The organism is Reyranella sp. (genome assembly GCF_004297405.1).
GTDB lineage: Bacteria > Pseudomonadota > Alphaproteobacteria > Reyranellales > Reyranellaceae > Reyranella.
The window spans coordinates 1-16,795 of sequence record NZ_SCVC01000013.1; the positions used below are offsets into that span (position 1 = coordinate 1).

General features: G+C 64.9%; 17 protein-coding genes and 1 other RNA gene. 10 read left to right on the forward strand and 8 right to left on the reverse strand.

The annotated features are described in order from the left end of the window. Positions 1 to 263, reverse strand: a transfer-messenger RNA (tmRNA) gene (ssrA, locus tag EPO50_RS11840); the annotation flags it as partial. Positions 264 to 366: 103 nt separating this feature from the next. Here ssrA and thyX point away from each other — a divergent pair. Then, positions 367 to 1,302 carry an FAD-dependent thymidylate synthase gene (gene thyX, locus EPO50_RS11845; RefSeq protein WP_296344203.1) on the forward strand — a complete coding sequence of 312 codons (936 nt, stop codon included), beginning with the start codon at positions 367 to 369 and terminating at the stop codon, positions 1,300 to 1,302. 13 nt (positions 1,303 to 1,315) lie between these two features. Then, positions 1,316 to 1,870 carry a GNAT family N-acetyltransferase gene (locus EPO50_RS11850; RefSeq protein ID WP_296344206.1) on the forward strand — a complete coding sequence of 185 codons (555 nt, stop codon included), beginning with the start codon at positions 1,316 to 1,318 and terminating at the stop codon, positions 1,868 to 1,870. Positions 1,871 to 1,908: 38 nt separating this feature from the next. Here EPO50_RS11850 and apbC read toward each other — a convergent pair whose 3' ends face one another. Further along, on the reverse strand, positions 1,909 to 3,060 hold the full coding sequence (apbC, locus tag EPO50_RS11855; protein ID WP_296344208.1) for an iron-sulfur cluster carrier protein ApbC: 1,152 nt from the start codon (positions 3,058 to 3,060) through the stop codon (positions 1,909 to 1,911). Positions 3,061 to 3,201: 141 nt separating this feature from the next. Here apbC and hflK point away from each other — a divergent pair, with 141 nt between their 5' ends. The 3 genes from hflK (at position 3,202) to EPO50_RS11870 (ending at position 7,013) form a co-directional block, all read left to right on the forward strand. Continuing rightward, positions 3,202 to 4,419 carry an FtsH protease activity modulator HflK gene (gene hflK / locus EPO50_RS11860; RefSeq protein ID WP_296344210.1) on the forward strand — a complete coding sequence of 406 codons (1,218 nt, stop codon included), beginning with the start codon at positions 3,202 to 3,204 and terminating at the stop codon, positions 4,417 to 4,419. After that, positions 4,416 to 5,306 (forward strand): protease modulator HflC, encoded by an 891-nt coding sequence (gene hflC, locus EPO50_RS11865; protein ID WP_296344212.1) that lies wholly within the window; start codon positions 4,416 to 4,418, stop codon positions 5,304 to 5,306. Before hflK ends, hflC begins: the two co-directional genes overlap by 4 nt. Positions 5,307 to 5,516: 210 nt before the next feature. After that, positions 5,517 to 7,013 (forward strand): DegQ family serine endoprotease, encoded by a 1,497-nt coding sequence (locus EPO50_RS11870; RefSeq protein ID WP_296344214.1) that lies wholly within the window; start codon positions 5,517 to 5,519, stop codon positions 7,011 to 7,013. Positions 7,014 to 7,090: 77 nt separating this feature from the next. Here EPO50_RS11870 and EPO50_RS11875 read toward each other — a convergent pair whose 3' ends face one another. Together EPO50_RS11875 and serB are read right to left on the reverse strand one after the other, a co-directional pair. After that, positions 7,091 to 8,092, reverse strand: coding sequence for an NADP-dependent oxidoreductase (locus tag EPO50_RS11875; protein WP_296344216.1), 1,002 nt, complete (start codon positions 8,090 to 8,092; stop codon positions 7,091 to 7,093). After that, positions 8,089 to 8,970, reverse strand: a complete 882-nt coding sequence (gene serB / locus EPO50_RS11880) for a phosphoserine phosphatase SerB (protein WP_296344218.1) — start codon at positions 8,968 to 8,970, stop codon at positions 8,089 to 8,091. Before serB ends, EPO50_RS11875 begins: the two co-directional genes overlap by 4 nt. Before the next feature lie 52 nt (positions 8,971 to 9,022). Here serB and miaA point away from each other — a divergent pair, with 52 nt between their 5' ends. The 4 genes from miaA to EPO50_RS11900 all read left to right on the forward strand — a co-directional run bounded on the left by miaA (position 9,023) and on the right by EPO50_RS11900 (position 12,968). Continuing rightward, positions 9,023 to 9,958 (forward strand): tRNA (adenosine(37)-N6)-dimethylallyltransferase MiaA, encoded by a 936-nt coding sequence (miaA, locus tag EPO50_RS11885; protein WP_296344220.1) that lies wholly within the window; start codon positions 9,023 to 9,025, stop codon positions 9,956 to 9,958. Between the two features lie 111 nt (positions 9,959 to 10,069). Next, positions 10,070 to 11,839: an acetolactate synthase 3 large subunit gene (locus tag EPO50_RS11890; protein WP_296344222.1), complete on the forward strand. Its 1,770-nt coding sequence runs from the start codon at positions 10,070 to 10,072 to the stop codon at positions 11,837 to 11,839. Between the two features lie 2 nt (positions 11,840 to 11,841). Continuing rightward, entirely contained in the window at positions 11,842 to 12,348 is a 507-nt protein-coding gene (ilvN, locus tag EPO50_RS11895) for an acetolactate synthase small subunit (RefSeq protein WP_296344224.1), read from the forward strand. Next, positions 12,348 to 12,968, forward strand: coding sequence for a LysE family transporter (locus EPO50_RS11900; protein ID WP_296344226.1), 621 nt, complete (start codon positions 12,348 to 12,350; stop codon positions 12,966 to 12,968). The genes ilvN and EPO50_RS11900 overlap by 1 nt, the downstream gene beginning before the upstream one ends. Here the strand turns inward: EPO50_RS11900 and EPO50_RS11905 are convergent. Both EPO50_RS11905 and EPO50_RS11910 read right to left on the reverse strand, forming a co-directional pair. After that, the gene (locus tag EPO50_RS11905) at positions 12,965 to 13,510 is read right to left on the reverse strand and encodes a hypothetical protein (RefSeq protein ID WP_296344228.1); all 546 of its coding nucleotides are present in this window, start codon (positions 13,508 to 13,510) and stop codon (positions 12,965 to 12,967) included. The genes EPO50_RS11900 and EPO50_RS11905 overlap by 4 nt on opposite strands. Positions 13,511 to 13,532: 22 nt before the next feature. Next, positions 13,533 to 14,078, reverse strand: a complete 546-nt coding sequence (locus EPO50_RS11910; RefSeq protein WP_296344230.1) for a hypothetical protein — start codon at positions 14,076 to 14,078, stop codon at positions 13,533 to 13,535. A gap of 96 nt (positions 14,079 to 14,174) precedes the next feature. On the opposite strand from EPO50_RS11910, the gene ilvC reads away from it, so the two are divergent. Then, positions 14,175 to 15,194, forward strand: a complete 1,020-nt coding sequence (gene ilvC, locus EPO50_RS11915) for a ketol-acid reductoisomerase (RefSeq protein WP_296344232.1) — start codon at positions 14,175 to 14,177, stop codon at positions 15,192 to 15,194. An 80-nt stretch (positions 15,195 to 15,274) separates the two neighbouring features. On the opposite strand, the gene EPO50_RS11920 is transcribed toward ilvC, so the two are convergent. Further along, complete coding sequence (locus tag EPO50_RS11920) at positions 15,275 to 16,042, reverse strand: SDR family oxidoreductase (RefSeq protein WP_296344233.1); 768 nt, start codon at positions 16,040 to 16,042, stop codon at positions 15,275 to 15,277. After that, a complete protein-coding gene (locus EPO50_RS11925) occupies positions 16,032 to 16,790 on the reverse strand; it encodes an SDR family oxidoreductase (RefSeq protein ID WP_296344235.1) in 759 nt (252 codons plus the stop codon). The genes EPO50_RS11920 and EPO50_RS11925 overlap by 11 nt, the downstream gene beginning before the upstream one ends. Positions 16,791 to 16,795 lie beyond the last annotated feature (5 nt).

Here is a 16,795-nt window from a genome sequence, read left to right on the forward strand (position 1 = left end):
CGGCAGCAGCGAGTGTAACGGTGTTATCGTTAGCACTTGTGAATGGCCCGTCACGGCGGAACCATACCGGGCAAAAACCGCGCCTTTACCACGCTCGTCGATCCTGGTTCGCCCCCATCGACTCCGCCCGAGGGCAGAGGTGAATGGTGGAGGCGCCGGGTACTGCCCCCGGGTCCGAAACGCTTATGCCACGCGGCGTTTATCGCCATAGTCGGTTTCCCGACCCCCCTAATATAGGCGTTCCCGCCGCCGTTTTGAAGACGAGTGCCGGCATGCCGAATTTATGCCGCGATTCTTCCTGTGATTTCCCCATGGTCGGCACCGTCCGCGGCCCATAGAGTCCGCGGCCAACGAAGGACAATGACGATGCCCCTCTCCACCGACCAACAGGCCGAGATCGACCAGGCCCGGGCCGGCGCGCAGCTGACCCTGCGCCCGGTCGCCCCGGCGCTGGAGGAAATTCTCTACCAGGCGATGCCGGTGCTCGATCACGGCTTCGTCCGTGTCGTCGATTACATGGGCGACGATGCCGCCGTCGTGCAGGCGGCGCGCGTGAGCTACGGGCGTGGCACCAAAAAGGTCAGCGAGGATCGCGGGCTGATCAACTATCTCATGCGGCATCGCCACACGACGCCGTTCGAGATGTGCGAGATCAAGTATCACGTGAAGCTGCCGATCTTCGTGGCGCGTCAGTGGATCCGCCACCGCACCGCCAATGTGAACGAATACTCGGCGCGTTACTCGATCCTAGACAACGAGTTCTATGTCCCGAAGCCCGAGCATCTGGCGGCGCAAAGCCAACAGAACCGGCAGGGGCGCGACGCGGTGCTGGCCGGCAAGGAGGCCGAACGCGTCTTCACCCTGCTGAAGAAGGACGCCGAGCTCGTCTACGAGCACTACATGGAGATGCTGAACGAGGGTGAGACCGGCGAGCCGCTCGATCCGGAACGCTCCGGCCTGGCGCGCGAGCTGGCGCGCATGAATCTCTCGCTCGGCTTCTATACCCAGTGGTACTGGAAGACGAACCTGCACAATCTGATGCACTTCCTGTCGCTGCGCGCCGACGCCCATGCGCAGTACGAGATTCGTGTCTATGCCGAGGTGATGCTCGACACGCTCAAGCGCTGGTGTCCGATCAGCCACGACGCGTTCGTCGAATACCGGATGGGCGGCACGCATCTTTCGAAGACCGGCCTTGCGATCGTCAAACGCCTGCTGGCGGGCGAAGCGGTCGATCAGAAGTCGAGCGGCATGAGCGCGCGCGAATGGCGCGAGCTGATGGCCGCGCTCGGTCGGTCCTGACGGCAGTCGGACGATGGCGGCGCCAACCCGTGATCCCGGTCGGCTGCGGTTGCTGCGCGAGCGTGCGCGCGACGGCGAGGCGATCGAGGAAATGAACGAGGCGGCCTTCGGGCCGGACCGCCAGCACAAGACGGTCTATCGGCTGCGCGAGGATGTGAAGCCGATCAAGGAGCTCTGCTTCGTCGCCATCGACCAGAAAGGCCGCATGGTGGCATCGATCCGCAACTGGCCGATCCTGATCAACGAGCGCTGGCCGGCCGTGTTGCTGGGGCCACTTGCCATTTCGCCGGAGCTGCGTGGACTGGGCTACGGCAAGGCGCTGATGTGGCACTCGATGGCGCAGGCTCGCATGCTGGGCCATAGCCGCATCATCCTGGTCGGCGATCCCGAGTACTACAATCAGTTTGGCTTTCGACGCGACCTGGCGCTGAACATCCAGCTGCCTGGCTGGGTCGAGGAGCGCCGCTTCCTCGCGCTCGAACTGGTCGCCGGCGCCATGATCGGCGTCCACGGCATGATCGGAAAGTGGCAGCCCGGCTGGCGCCCCAGCCGCAAACGCAAGAAGTAGCGTTTTCGGATCGTGGGCCTCCAGGCCCACGATCCGAACTACTGCACCACGATCCGCGGCGCGGCGCGGGGGCCGCGCTGGTTGGCGGAGAGCTGTTTCCAGACCCGGCCTGCGATGTTCTTGTAGACCTGCGCGTGTGCACTCTCCGGCTTGGAGACGACGATGGGATGTCCACTGTCGGAGGTCGTGCGGATATCGAGATGTAGCGGGATCTCGCCCAGGAACGGCACGCCGAGCTTGTCGGCTTCCTCGTGGGCGCCGCCATGGCCGAAGATTTCGGAACGCTCGCCACACTTGGGGCAGAGGAAGTAGCTCATGTTCTCGACGATGCCGAGGACGGGCACGGCGACCTTGCGGAACATGTTGAGGCCCTTGCGCGCATCGACCAGGGCGATGTCCTGCGGCGTCGAGACGATGACCGCCCCGGCAAGCGCCACGCGCTGCGCCAGAGTGAGCTGGGCATCGCCCGTGCCCGGCGGCATGTCGACCACCAGCACGTCGAGATCGCCCCACAGCACGTCGCGCAGCATCTGCTCCAGCGCGCTCGACACCATCGGGCCACGCCAGATCATCGGCGTGTCCTCGGCCACGATGTAGCCGATCGACATCGTCTTGATCCCGTAACGCTCGATCGGCTTCAGCTGCTTGCCGTCGATCGACTCGGGCTTCTCCTTGACGTCGAGCATGCGCGGCATGGAGGGGCCGTAGATGTCGGCGTCGAGCAGGCCCGTCGATATGCCGTTGGCGGCAAGCCCGAGGGCCAGATTGACCGCCGTCGTCGACTTGCCGACGCCGCCCTTGCCCGAGGCGACGGCGATGATGTGCTTCACCCCCGGCACCTCGATGCGGCCGCCACCGCCTGTCGTCTTGCCGCCTGGGGCGTGCGAATGGCCATGTGCGGGGCCGCGGCCACCAGGCGCCGGAGGCGGCGGCGTGGCTGGCCGCTCTGACGTCATGACAGCCGTCGCGGACAGGACGCCCGGCATGGCGCGCACCGCCTGTTCGCAGGCTTGCCGCAAAGGTTCCAGCGCGGTACCGCGTGACGGATCGACGTCGAGGGTGATTGCGACATGGCCACCACGGGTCGCGATACCGCCCACCATTCCGAGGGCAGCGACGCTACGTCCCGTCGCTGGATCGATGACGGTATCAAGAACGCTGCGGATGGCCGATTCGCTTATTTCCGCCATGATCCAATGCTTCCGCTGGCTGGCAATTTCGTGTCGCCGCTTGATTGAAGGAGTGCCTGCCGTCACATATATGCAGCGCGGCGTGAAATCAAAAGCGACAATGCGCCGAGGTGAGGCAGTGAGAGCGGCCCTGAGGTGAATATGGCGTGGAATAACAACAGCGGCGGCGGCGGCGGCCCATGGGGCGGCGGTGGCAGCGGTGGCGGCGGCGGCGGTCCCTGGGGCGGCGGCGGTGGCGGTGGCAATCGTGGTGGCGGGGGCGGCGGTCCGTTCGGCTCGCGGCGGCCTCCTGACATGGAAGACGTCATCCGCAAGGGCCAGGAGCGCCTCAAGAATCTCATCCCCGGCGGCTTCGGTTCCTACAAGGGCATCGCTCTCGTCGTGCTGGGTGCCCTGGTGATCTGGCTCGTCACCGGCTTCTTCCGCGTGCAGCCTAACCAGCAGGCAATCCAGCTCGTCTTCGGCAAGCCCTATGGCAAGCCAGTCGAGCCTGGCCTGCACTACAATTTGCCGAGCCCGATCGGTAACGTCGTCGTGGTCAATGTGCAGGATCAGCGCCGCACTGTACTGGGCTCACGCGGCAGTCAGGCCAGCACGCCGTACAATCGCGGCCCGCGTCCGACATCGACGGAAAACCTGATGCTGACCGGCGACGAGAACATCGTCGATATCGAGTTCGCGGTGCTGTGGCAGATCAAGGACGTGTTCAACTACGCCTTCGACGTGCGCAATCCCGAGGAGAACGTGCGTGCCGGCGCCGAGGCCGCGATGCGCGAAGTGATCGGCAAGTCGAACCTGCAATATGCCCAGACCGAGGGCCGCAGCCGCATTGAGCAAGACACCAAGGATCTGCTGCAGCGCATACTCGACGAGTATGGACTGGGCGTGCGCATCTCGCAGATCCAGTTGCTGCGTGTCGACCCGCCGCAGGAAGTGATCGCGGCCTTCCGCGACGTCCAGGCGGCGCGTGCCGACAAGGAGAGGCTGATCAACGAAGGCAACACCTATCGTAACCAGCAGCTCCCGCGGGCCAAGGGTGAAGCGGAATCGATCGTGCAGCGCTCCGAGGCCTACAAGGCGGAGATCGTGGCGCGTGCCAGCGGTGACGCTCAGCGCTTCGACCAGGTCTACGAGCAGTGGGCCAAGGCCAAGGACATCACGACCGAGCGCCTCTACCTCGACACGATGGAAGAGGTACTGCGTAACGTGAACAAGGTGCTGGTCGACAAGAACACCTCTGGCACGGGCGGCGTGTTGCCGTACCTGCCGTTGCCCGAGCTTAGGTCCGGCCAGCAGCCCGCGACCGGCGCGGCGCAACCACCCAGACAGCCACAGCCGCTGCCGGGAGCAACGCGATGAGCAACCGTTCGATCATTGCGCTGATCGCGCTCGCGGTCCTGGGCTTCCTGGTGACCCAGACCTTCTACACCGTCGATCCGACCAAGCAGGTCCTGGTACGCCAGTTCGGCGCCATCGTCGGCGAACCCAAGACCGAACCCGGTCTCTATGCCAAGATCCCGCTGGTGCAGGACATCCAGCGGATCGACCGCCGTCTGCTCGACTATGAAGCCGAGGAGTTCGAGGTCATCGCCGGCGATCAGAAGCGCCTCGTGGTCGATGCCTACGCTCGCTACAAGATCACGGCGGCCAAGCTCTATGCTCAGACCGTCCCGGGCGGCGAATCGGCCCTTCGCGGGCTGCTCGACTCGCTGATCAACTCCGAGATCCGCGGCGTTCTTTCCTCAGTACCCCTGCACGCAGTCCTGACCGACCAGCGCGCCAACCTGATGGACGAGATCACGAAGCGCGTGAACTCCAAGACCAAGGAGCTGGGCGTCGAGACGGTCGACGTGCGCATCAAGCGCGCTGACCTGCCGCAGGCCAACTCGCAGTCGGTCTACAACCGCATGAAGACCGACCGTGAACGCGAAGCCGGCCAGCTCCGCGCCGAGGGCGACGAGGAGAATGCCCGTATCAAGGCAACCGCCGACCGCGAGGTCGCCGTCATCAAGGCGGATGCCGGCCTCAAGGGCCAGATCCTGAAGGGTGAAGCCGATGCCGAAGCGACCCGGATCTATGCCCAGGCCTTCAGCAAGGACAAGGACTTCTATGCCTTCTACCGGCGCATGGAGGCCTACAAGCAGGCGTTCAGCTCGGGCGGCTCGACCATGCTGCTGAGCCCGGACAGCGACTTCTTCCGCTACTTCAACGACCCGTCTGGACCGGGACTCAACAACAAGAAGTAGCAGCGCCCGAAACCGAACCGAGCCGGCGGCTGTGGCAGTCCTGCCACGCCGCCGGTTCTTTTTTGGTCAGAGCCGTAAAAGGCTGAAATAATCAGCAACATAACGGCCTCTTTATTTGCGCCACAATCTGCCCACATGTAGACAGTCACTCTAACGCGCGGCGCCGGCCGTTACCGACCGTAGGGCCCTGAGCGCCGTTGGAGGTCGGACGTGATTCTGGCTGATTCTCATCGCTTTTTTCGGGGTGCCGCTCTCGCGGCTGTTGCAGCATTCGGCCTCGTGGTGACAGAGCCCGCCCTGGCTCGACAACCCAACCAGGTCAGTGAAAGCTTCGCCGACCTGGTCGACAAGCTGATGCCGACCGTCGTCAACATCACGACTACCCAGAACGTGCCTCAGCAGGGGCCGCGCCTGCGCGACATGCCGCAGTTGCCGCCGGGCTCGCCGTTCGAGGAGCTGTTCAAGGAGTTCTTCGACCGCCGTGGCGGCGGCGAGGAGCAGAAGCGGCGCGGCACGTCGCTGGGCTCGGGTTTCGTGATCGATGGTGAAGGCTACATCATCACCAACAATCACGTCATCCAGGGTGCCGAAGACATCACTGTCATCTTCAAGGACGACACGCAGCTCAAGGCCAAGTTGATCGGCTCCGACAGCCGCATCGACGTCGCCTTGCTCAAAGTCGAGCCGCCTAACAAGAAGCCGCTGCCTGCGGTGAAGTGGGGCGACTCGGACAAGGAGCGCGTGGGCGACTGGGTGATCGCCATCGGCAACCCGTTCGGTCTCGGCCATTCGGTGACCGCCGGCATCATCTCGGCACGTGGCCGTTCGCTGAACGATTCGCTGGACGACTACCTGCAGACCGACGCCGCCATTAACAAGGGCAACTCGGGCGGCCCGTTGTTCAACCAGGACGGCGAGGTCATCGGCGTCAACACGGCGATCTATTCGCCCTCGGGCACCAACGCAGGTCTCGCTTTCTCGATCCCGTCCAACCTCGTGAAGCAGGTCGCCGACCAGCTTCGCGAGTTCGGCAAGGTCAAGCGCGGCTGGATCGGCGTCAGCTACCAGAGCGTCACCGACGACATCGCCGACTCCTTTGGCCTCGACCGCGCGCGCGGCGTGCTGGTGGCCAACGTCACGGCCGACAGCCCGGCTGCGAAGGCCGGCCTAAAGCGTAACGACATCATCATCTCCTTCTCCGGTCAGGATGTACTCGACCTGCGCCGTTTCCCGCGCGTGGTCGCCAATGCCCGCGTCGGCAGCACGGTCGACGTCGTGGTCTGGCGCGGCGGCAAGGAAGTGCCGCTGAAGCTGCGTGTCGGCGAGCAGGAAGAGGCAGACAAGCAGAACGCCTCGGCACAAGGCAGCCAGAAGAAGCCGCCCGAGCCCGACCAGCAGATCACTTCGACCATCGAACAGCTCGGTCTCACCCTGCAGAAGGTCACTGACCAGCTGCGTGAGCGCTATGGCCTCAGCGACCAGATCAAGGGTGTCGTCATTACTAAGGTTGCCGCGAACAGCCCGGCGGCCGAGAAGCAGCTTCAGGCGGGCGACGTCATCCTTGAGGTCGACCAGAAGCCAGTGACGACGCCGCAGGAGGTCACCGATCTGGTGGCCAAGCTGCAGCAGCAGAAGAAGCGTTCGGTGCTGCTGTTCGTCGAACGCCAGGGCGATCCGCGCTTCGCCGCGCTGCGCCTGACGAAGTAGCGCCGCAGCCACCAAGAAAGAAAAAGGGCCCTGCTCGCGAGAGCGGGGCCCTTTTCCGTGGAGCGTCCCGGCAGACGCTAGACCTTCACCACCAGTTTGCCGAAATTCTCGCCCTTGAGCAGGCCCATGAAGGCCTGCGGGGCACTGGCCAGGCCGTCGATCACGGTTTCGCGGCTCTTGAGCTTGCCTTCCTTCACCAGCCCGCCGACCTCGTTCACGAAGTCGCCCATCAGGGCTGCGTGGTCGGAGACGATGAAGCCCTGCAGGTTCAGCCGGCGCTGCACGATGGTGAACATCTTCGGCGGGCCGGCCATCGGCTCCTTGTCCTGATATTCTGAGATGGCGCCGCAGAAAGCGACGCGGCCGAAATTGTTCAGCCGCTCGAATACGGCATGGAAGATCTTGCCGCCGACATTCTCGAAGTCGGCGTCGATGCCCTGCGGGCAGAGCTTGTCCAGAACCGCGCCGTAGTCGCGCTCCGTCTTGTGGTTGAAGCAGGCGTCGTAGCCCGCTTCGCGCACCGCCCACTGGCACTTCTGCTCGTCGCCGGCGCAGCCCACGACCTTGGCGCCGGCAAGCTTGGCGAGCTGGCCCGCCACCTGGCCCACCGCGCCGGTGGCTGCCGAGACGAACACGGTCTCCCCGGCCTTGGGCTTGCAGATGTGCTTCATGCCGTACCAGGCCGTGAAGCTCGGCATGCCCAGTACGCCGAGATGGGCCGACAGCGGCACGCCCGCGGCGTCGAGCTTGCGCAGGCCCTTGCCGTCATGGAGCGTGTGAGTCGCCCAATCCAGCATGCCCATCACGATGTCGCCCTTGGCGTAACGCGGGTTCTTCGACTCCACCACTTCGCCGACCGAGCCGCCGGTCAGCGGCTTGTCGAGGTCGAAGGGTGGTGTGTAGGAGCGCAGCTCGGTCATGCGCGGCCGCATGTAGGGATCGAGCGAGAGGAAGCGCGAGCGCACCAGGATCTGGCCATCGGCAGGCGCCGCCAGGGTCGCCGTCTCGTCGCGGAAGCAATCTGCAGTGACATCGCCCACCGGGCGCTTGGCGAGGACGATCCGTCGAATCTCGGTCATGGGTCTTTCCTTTCGTCGAAGTCAGTGCGGCGATAGCCCTGCAGGTAGAGCAGCGCGGTGAGATCGCCGTGGTCGATGCGGGCGTCTACCTGAGCCGCGACCGTGGGCTTGGCATGGAAGGCGACGCCAAGGCCTGCAGCCTGCAGCATCGGCAGATCGTTGGCGCCATCGCCGACAGTCACGGCCTCGGCCGGTGTGACACCCTGTTCGGCGGCCAGGCGCTGGAGGGCGGCGAGCTTCGCCTCCTTGCCCAGGATCGGCGGTTCGACCGTTCCCGTCAGGGTCTTGCCGTCGTGCTTCAAGATGTTCGCGGCGTCGAAGTCGAAGCCCAGCGACTGGCGGACCATCTCGGTAAAGTAGGTGAAGCCGCCCGAGACCAGCGCACAATGAGCGCCATGCTTCTTCATGGTGGCGAGCAAGGTCGCGCCGCCCGGCATGTAGCGGATGCGCGTTGCGGCCTCGTCGAGCTTCGCCACCGGCAGCCCCTTCAGCAGGCCGACCCGCTCGGTCAGCGCGCCGGCGAAATCGATCTCGCCGTTCATGGCGCGCGCGGTGATGCCGGCGATCTTCTCGCGCAGGCCCAGAAAGTCGGCCAGCTCGTCCAGCATCTCGTTGTGGATCATGGTCGATTCCATGTCGGCCACGAGGAGCTTCTTGCGTCGACCCGCGGCCGGAAGTGCGACGACGTCGACGCCGGGCACAGTCACGGAGGCCGCGGTGCCTTCGAAAGGCAGATCGCAGGCGATGCCAGCCGCCAGCCAGTCGGGCGTACCGACGGTGGCGCCCGCGGCGCGCAGCGCGTCAGCCGCGGCGTCGAGGACGGATGCGTCGAGAGCCGGACGGGCGGGATCTGAAATCAGGACGAGGACGTTTTTCACGCCATCGGCTCTAGCGGTGGGGTCGCGGATTTGCAATCTGTGCGCCGGTCTCATGGGTTCCAGGGCACAGGATCGCGTCATCGTCGTCACCGGCCCGACTGCCAGCGGCAAGTCGGCGCTGGCGCTCGCGCTTGCAGAACGGCGCAACGGCGTCGTGATCAACGCCGACGCCATGCAGACCTACGATGCCTTTCCCATTTTGACGGCGCAGCCTAGCGCCGAGGAACGGGCACGGGTACCGCATGTCCTGTACGGCATCCTGCCGCTCAGCGAGACGCTCACTGCCGCACGGTGGCGCGGCCTGGCTTCGGCCGAGATCGAACGCGCCCACGCCGAAGGCCGCGCCCCCATCCTGTGCGGTGGGTCGGGCCTCTATCTTCGGACCCTGATGCAGGGCATTGCTGTCATCCCCGATACGCCTGCGGAGCTGCGCCTTCAGGCCAATGAAGAATGGCAAGCAATAGGCGCAGACGCCTTTCGCGTGCGGCTGGCCGAGAAGGACCCCACCATCGTGGCCCGCCTCAAGCCGGGCGATCGCCAGCGCCATGTGCGGGCCTGGGAAGTGTGGCTGGCAACCGGCCGGCCGCTCAGCGCCTGGCAGGAGGGCGAAGCCAAGCCTGCGCCCTGGCGTTTTGCGAGCCTGCTGCTGGCGCCGGAGCGTGGCTGGCTGCGTGAGCGGATCGAACGCCGGTTCGACGCGATGCTGGCGGGTGGTGTGCCGGCCGAAGCGCGCGCTGTATTCGACCGAAGTCCCGATCCGCACTGGCCGGGCCTCAAGGCCCACGGCGCGCCAGAGCTTTTCCGTCACTTTCGGGGCGAGTTGTCGCTGGCAGAGGCACGCCGTATCGCCATAGATCACACCCGCCAATACGCCAAACGGCAGATGACGTGGTTCCGACATCAGATGGCACCAGATCTTGTGTTGGCTCCGGAGGCTGACCAAAGTTTGGCCGCTACTGAGAAATATTTGGACAATTCTGGGGTCTGAAACTTTACGTTTCGTGCATTTCGGGTTGACCCCCTCTGGCCCGGCCTCTATCTTCCGCCGCGCCGCAAAACCCCCGTTTTGCGGCACATTTGTCAGAAGGAGACTGCTGTCATGAAGCCCGAGGAGTCAGCCACGACCGGCGCCGATCTATTGGTGAAAGCCTTGATCGACGAGGAAGTCGAGGTCGTCTTCGGCTATCCCGGCGGCGCGGTCCTTCCGATCTACGATTCGATCTTCAAGCAGAACCGGCTGCGCCACATCCTGGTGCGCCACGAGCAGGCGGCCGTGCATGCGGCCGAGGGCTATGCCCGCTCGACCGGCAAGGTCGGCGTGGTGCTGGTGACCTCCGGTCCCGGCGCCACCAATGCCGTGACCGGCCTCACCGACGCCCTGATGGATTCGATTCCGATTGTCTGCCTGACCGGCCAGGTGCCGACGCATCTGATCGGCAACGACGCCTTCCAGGAAGCGGACACGACCGGCATTACGCGGCCCTGCACCAAGCACAATTACCTGGTGAAGGCGGTAGGCGACCTCGCTCGCACCGTTCACGAGGCTTTCTACGTGGCGCGCTCCGGCCGTCCCGGCCCGGTCGTCATCGACCTGCCCAAGGACGTGCTGATGAACAAGCACGACTACGTGGCGCCCAAGAAGCCGGTGCAGCACAAGAGCTATCGCCCGCAGACCAAGCCCGATCCGAAGAAGATCGAGCAGGCTGTCGAGATGATCGCGCACGCCAAGCGTCCGATCTTCTATGCCGGCGGCGGCATCATCAATTCCGGGCCCAAGGCCTCGAAGCTGCTGACGCAGTTCGTCCGCATGACGGGTTATCCCGTCACCAACACGCTGATGGGACTGGGCGCCTTTCCGGCGTCCGACAAACAGTTCCTCGGCATGCTGGGCATGCACGGCACCTACGAAGCCAATCTGGCGATGCACGGCTGCGACGTGATGATCAACATCGGCGCGCGTTTCGACGATCGCATCACCGGCAATCTCGGCAAGTTCTCGCCGGGGTCGAAGAAGATCCATGTCGACATCGACCCGAGCTCGATCAACAAGAACGTGCGTGTCGATCTCCCCATCGTGGGCGATGCCACGTTGGTCCTCGAGGAGATGATCAAGGTCTGGAAGGCCAAGCAGCCGAAGACCGACCAGAAGGCGCTGAAGGCCTGGTGGGCCGAGATCGAGACGTGGCGGGCCCGCAACTGCCTCGCCTACAAGAGCGAGAAGGGCACGATCAAGCCGCAGTACGCGCTCGAGCGCCTCTATCATCACATCAAGGACAAGGACCACTACATCACCACCGAAGTGGGCCAGCACCAGATGTGGGCGGCGCAGTTCCTGAAGTTCGAGCAGCCCAACCGCTGGATGACGTCGGGTGGGCTCGGCACCATGGGCTACGGCTTCCCGGCGGCGATGGGCGTGCAGATCGCGCACCCCGACGCGCTCGTCATCGACGTGGCGGGCGAAGCCTCGATCCTGATGAATATCCAGGAGCTCTCGACGGTGGCGCAGTACCGCTTGCCGGTGAAGATCTTCATCCTCAACAACCAGTACATGGGCATGGTTCGCCAGTGGCAGGAGCTGCTGCACGGCAGCCGCTACTCCGAGAGCTACATGGAATCGCTGCCCGACTTCGTGAAGCTCGCCGAGGCGTTCGGTGCCAAGGGCCTGCGCTGCCACGAGCCCGAGAAGCTCGACGACACGATCAAGGAGATGATCGCCCTGAAGCATCCCGTCGTGGTCGACGTCATCGTCGACCAGAAGGAGAATTGCTTCCCGATGATCCCCTCGGGTGCTGCACACAACGACATGCTGCTGGGCCCCGACGACAAGGCGCAGAAGCCGGTGTCCGAAGAAGGCATGGTGTTGGTGTAGTCATGCAGGAACTTGCCTCCAGCCACACCATCTCCGTCCTGGTCGACAACGAGCCCGGCATCCTGGCGCGCGTGGTCGGCCTGTTCTCGGGTCGCGGCTACAACATCGAGAGCCTGACCGTGGCGCAGACCGACGCCAAGGAGAACCTCTCGCGCATTACCATCGTCACCAGCGGCACGCCGATGGTGATCGAGCAGATCAAGGCGCAGCTCGACCGGCTGGTGCCGGTCCATCGTGTGCGCGACCTCACTGTCGAGGGCCCGCACATCGAGCGCGAACTGGCGCTGGTGAAGGTCAAGAGCACCGGTGAAAAGCGCGTCGAGGCGCTGCGGCTCGCCGATGTCTTCCGCGCCAAGGTGATCGACGCCAAGACCGACTCCTTCGTCTTCGAGGTCACCGGCAATTCCGACAAGGTGCAGACCTTCGTCGGTCTCATGGAAACGCTCGGCCTGGTCGATGTCGGCCGTACCGGTATCGTCGCCATGTCGCGCGGGGCCGAGCAGCTCTAGTGGAATACGTCGCCGCCCTCGCAGGCCTCGCGCTAGTCCATTTGCTGGCCGTCGCGAGCCCGGGGCCGTCGACTGTTCTCGTGATCCAGACGTCGGCCGTGTCCGGCCGGCGCGCCGGTCTGCTGGCGGCTTTCGCCATGATGCTGGGGGCGCTGGTCTGGGCTGCAGCGGCGCTCTATGGCCTGCAGATCCTGTTCGCCCGCTTCGAGTGGCTCTACGTCGCCTTCCGAATTGCCGGCGCGATCTACCTGATCTATCTCGGCTTCATGCTGCTGCGCCATGCCGGTGCGCCGCTGCCTGAAGCCGATCCCGCGGCGGCGCAGGCCGGCGCCTGGCAGGGTTTCGTCAAGGCGCTGCTGCTGCAGCTCAGCAATCCCAAGGTCATGGTCTTCATGGGCAGCATCTTCATTTCGCTGCTGCCTGCCCAGCCGCCGGCGTGGATGGACGCGACGGTGCTCGCCATCGTGGCGATCAACGAATTCACCTGGTTCGCCCTGCTGGCGCTGCTCTTCTCCGGCAGCACCGCGCGCGCCTTCTACCGTCGCACCAAGGTTTGGCTCGACCGCATCATGGGTGGAGCGCTTGGGGTGCTCGGTTTGAAGCTCGCCCTCGATCGCTAGTTGCGAATGCCCTGGATCGCTGCGACCCGGCCTTCGACCTCGGCGAGGTTGGCCGGCGTCTGCGTCAGGACGAACAGCGCCTGCGTGCGGCCCGCGATGCGCAGCGGATCGCCGCTCTCGCGCTGCTGCATCTCGACGAAGAAGGTTCCGGCCGGTCGGCAGGTCCAGTTGCTGCTGAGTCCGCCCAGATTGACGCCGGGGTAGCGCAGGCAGACCTGGATCAGCGGCTGGCCGCCGGCTTCGGTCGTCGTCTGCGTCTTCCATTCACCCTGGAAAATCCGCCGCTGGCCGACCAGCCAGGCGTAGTCGCGCCCATCGGCGGTCGAATAGTGGATCTGCGCCGGCCCGCCGCCGCGTGTCCACATCCAGGTCTTGTGGCTCATGGCGCGTTCGGCTTCGCCGGGCGTCGAATTGGCGACGGCATAGTCGATGCCCGGCATGGCCACGGCCGGTGTCGTCGGCGCTTCCGGATCGGGATTGGAGCAGGCGCCGAGGGCCAGGGCGGCCATGGTGAGGAGCGACGAAAAGCGGAAGATCGACATGAGTGTTGAGGTCCTTTGAGGTCTAGCGCTGTAGCAGTGCCTGCAATTGGCTGATGGTCAGGGGCTTGTGGCGGGAGACGAACGGCAATTCGCTCCGGCTGGCGAGCCCGAGTGGATCGCCGTCTACGCGCTCGCCCACCCATGCGAAGACCGAACCGGCAGCCTGGCAGTACCAGTCGGCGCCCGCGGCCTTGCTGATCGGATGGATCGCTTCGCCGGGGTAGCGCAGGCAGACTTTCGTAACCAAGGTTCCGCTGGGGCCTGCGGGGCCGGTTTCGACCTTCCATTCGCCCGCGACGACCTGGCGTCCCTCAATGAACCAGGCAAAATCCCGCCCGTCAGGTGTAGAATAGTGGACGGCAGGGCCGTAGAGGCTGCCGGTTGCGCGCCAAGTCTTGCCGCTGATGAGCGCCTGGGCCTGTTGCGGCGTGGTGCTGGCATTCGCCTGGTCGATCCGCCGCATCTGCGACGTACCATCCTTGCTGCCGGAGACGGAGGAGCTGTACCAGCAGCCGCCGAGGAAAAAGGACATAGCGAGCAGGGGCAGGAGGGAATGCAGGGCCGACATGCGAAGAGGCAGGATTCCAGACTGGTGTTTGTGGGCTGGGTTGTCTAGTAAGCCCCGTTTATTGCCAAGAGCGCACTGCCAGGAGGAATGGGCCCTATGCGTGTCTACTACGATCGTGACGCCGATGTGAACCTGATCAAGGGCAAGAAGGTCCTTGTCGTCGGCTACGGCAGCCAGGGCCACGCCCACGCCATGAACCTGCGCGATTCCGGCGTCAAGGACGTGCGCATTGCACTGAAGCCCGGCTCCGCGACGACGAAGAAGGCCGAAGGCGCCGGCTTCACCGTCATGAGTCCGGCCGATGGCGCCAAGTGGGCCGACATCGTGATGGTGCTGACTCCGGACGAGTTGCAGTCGGACATCTACAACGCCGATCTTGAGCCCAACATGAAGCAGGGCGCCGCGCTCGCCTTCGCCCATGGCCTTAACGTTCACTTCAACCTGCTGACGCCGCGTGCCGATCTCGACGTGTTCATGATCGCGCCGAAGGGCCCGGGTCACACGGTGCGTTCCGAGTATGTGCGTGGCGGCGGCGTGCCCTGCCTCGTGGCAGTGGCGCAGAACCCGTCGGGCAACGCGCTCGAGATCGCGCTCAGCTACTCCTCGGCGGTCGGCGGCGGTCGCGCCGGCACCATCGAGACCTCGTTCAAGGAAGAGTGCGAGACCGATCTGTTCGGTGAGCAGGTCGTTCTGTGCGGCGGTCTGGTCGAGCTGATCAAGGCTGGCTACGAGACGCTGGTCGAGGCGGGTTACGCGCCGGAGATGGCGTACTTCGAGTGCCTGCACGAAGTGAAGCTGATCGTCGACCTCATCTTCGAGGGCGGCATCGCCAACATGAACTACTCGATCTCCAACACCGCAGAGTACGGCGAGTATCGTTCGGGCCCGCGCATCGTCACGGCCGAGACCAAGGCCGAGATGAAGCGCGTCCTCGAGGACATTCAGTCCGGCCGCTTCGCGCGCGACTGGATGCTGGAGAACAAGGTCAACCAGGCTTCGTTCAAGTCCATGCGCAAGAAGATGGCCGAGCACCCGATCGAACAGGTCGGCGAGAAGCTGCGCGGCATGATGCCGTGGATCAAGGAAAAGGCTCTGGTCGACAAGGCGCGCAACTAAGCACGCCGATCAGATTAGATAAGAAAAGAGGCGCCGGTTTCGGCGCCTCAATTCTTTTGGGCCAGCGCATATGAATGCGCTCAGATCATGTATCCGCCACCCGAGGCGTCGAGCATCGCGCCGGTGATGAAGGACGACTGTTCCGAGAGCAGCCACAGGATCGTGTCGGCCATCTCGTGGCTCTGGCCTATTCGTCCCATCGGGATCGAGGCTTCGATGCTGGCGCGGAAAGTGGCGTCGTTCAGCCGGCCTTCGGTCATCTCGGTCAACACCATGCCCGGTCGCAGTGAGTTCACACGGATGCCCTCTGCCGCGACCTCGCGGGCAAAGCCCTTGGTGAAGGCATCGACGGCGCCCTTGCTGGCGGCATAGGCCGACGAGCCGGGGCGTCCGCCCAGTGTCCCGGCCATCGACGAGATGTTGACGATCGCGCCGCCCTTGCCGCCGTGCTGGGTCGACATGCGCCGCGCTGCTTCACGGCAGCAGAGCATCAGCCCAACGACATTCACGGCGAATAGGTTGGCGAGGATGGCCGCGTCGTACTCATCGACCCGGCCGCGCTTGCCGTTGATGCCGGCACTGTTGACGAGATGCGTGACGGGACCCAGCGCCCGCTCGGTCTCCTCGAACAGCCGCACGATGTCGGCCTCGTTCGCCATGTCGCCCGGCAGGGCGATGGCCTGGCCACCTTTGGTCGCGATGTCGGCCACGACCGCCTTGGCCTGGGCGTCGCGCGAGCGGTAGTTGATGGCGATCTTATAGCCATGCGCTGCCGCGCGGCGGGCCGTTTCGGCGCCGATGCCCGAGGCACCGCCGGTGATGAGAAGTGTTTTGGCTTCAGATGACATAGCCGCCTCCGGATGCGTCGAGCATGGCGCCGGTAATGAAGGAGGCTTCCTTCGACAGGAGCCACAAGATCGCCTCGGCGATTTCATGCGCCTCGCCAATGCGCTGGATGGGAATCGACGCGGCGACGGCAGTGCGGACAGCGGTGTCGTTCAACCGGCCCTCGGTCATCTCGGTCATGACCGCGCCGGGGCGGATCGAATTGACCCTGATGCCTTCGGCCGCGACTTCGCGGGCAAAGCCCTTGGTGAAGGCATCGACCGCGCCCTTGGTGGCGGCATAGGCCGACGCGCCTTTGCGTCCGCCGAGGGTGCCGGCCATGGACGAGACGTTGACGATCGCGCCGCCCTTGCCGCCGTTCTTGGTCGACATGCGCCGCGTGGCCTCGCGGCAGCACAGCATCAGGCCGGTGACATTGATCGTGAACAGGCGATGGAGCGTGGCGGCGTCATAGTCCTCGACGCGCGCCCTGCTGGGATCGATGCCGGCGCTGTTGACCAGATGGGTGATCGGCCCCAGCGTCCGCTCGGTCTCTGCAAACAGGCGCACGATATCGGCTTCGTTCGCCATATCGCCTGGCAATGCGATGGCCTGGCCGCCCTTGGCCGTGATGTCGGCCACGACGGCCTTGGCCTGAGCGTCGCGCGAACGATAGTTGATGGCGATCCTGTAGCCGCGTGTTGCAGCGCGACGGGCGGTCTCGGCGCCGATGCCCGAAGCGCCACCGGTGATGAGAAGGGTGTTGGTCATGCGGG

What these genes read in the sequence shown, in the direction of transcription:
- thyX (WP_296344203.1), top strand. Translation starts at nt 367, where the DNA reads ATGCCCCTCTCCACCGACCAACAGGCCGAGATCGACCAGGCCCGGGCC.
- EPO50_RS11850 (WP_296344206.1), top strand. Translation starts at nt 1,316, where the DNA reads ATGGCGGCGCCAACCCGTGATCCCGGTCGGCTGCGGTTGCTGCGCGAG.
- apbC (WP_296344208.1), bottom strand. Translation starts at nt 3,060, where the DNA reads ATGGCGGAAATAAGCGAATCGGCCATCCGCAGCGTTCTTGATACCGTC.
- hflK (WP_296344210.1), top strand. Translation starts at nt 3,202, where the DNA reads ATGGCGTGGAATAACAACAGCGGCGGCGGCGGCGGCCCATGGGGCGGC.
- hflC (WP_296344212.1), top strand. Translation starts at nt 4,416, where the DNA reads ATGAGCAACCGTTCGATCATTGCGCTGATCGCGCTCGCGGTCCTGGGC.
- EPO50_RS11875 (WP_296344216.1), bottom strand. Translation starts at nt 8,092, where the DNA reads ATGACCGAGATTCGACGGATCGTCCTCGCCAAGCGCCCGGTGGGCGAT.
- miaA (WP_296344220.1), top strand. Translation starts at nt 9,023, where the DNA reads ATGGGTTCCAGGGCACAGGATCGCGTCATCGTCGTCACCGGCCCGACT.
- EPO50_RS11890 (WP_296344222.1), top strand. Translation starts at nt 10,070, where the DNA reads ATGAAGCCCGAGGAGTCAGCCACGACCGGCGCCGATCTATTGGTGAAA.
- ilvN (WP_296344224.1), top strand. Translation starts at nt 11,842, where the DNA reads ATGCAGGAACTTGCCTCCAGCCACACCATCTCCGTCCTGGTCGACAAC.
- EPO50_RS11905 (WP_296344228.1), bottom strand. Translation starts at nt 13,510, where the DNA reads ATGTCGATCTTCCGCTTTTCGTCGCTCCTCACCATGGCCGCCCTGGCC.
- EPO50_RS11910 (WP_296344230.1), bottom strand. Translation starts at nt 14,078, where the DNA reads ATGTCGGCCCTGCATTCCCTCCTGCCCCTGCTCGCTATGTCCTTTTTC.
- ilvC (WP_296344232.1), top strand. Translation starts at nt 14,175, where the DNA reads ATGCGTGTCTACTACGATCGTGACGCCGATGTGAACCTGATCAAGGGC.
- EPO50_RS11920 (WP_296344233.1), bottom strand. Translation starts at nt 16,042, where the DNA reads ATGTCATCTGAAGCCAAAACACTTCTCATCACCGGCGGTGCCTCGGGC.
- EPO50_RS11925 (WP_296344235.1), bottom strand. Translation starts at nt 16,790, where the DNA reads ATGACCAACACCCTTCTCATCACCGGTGGCGCTTCGGGCATCGGCGCC.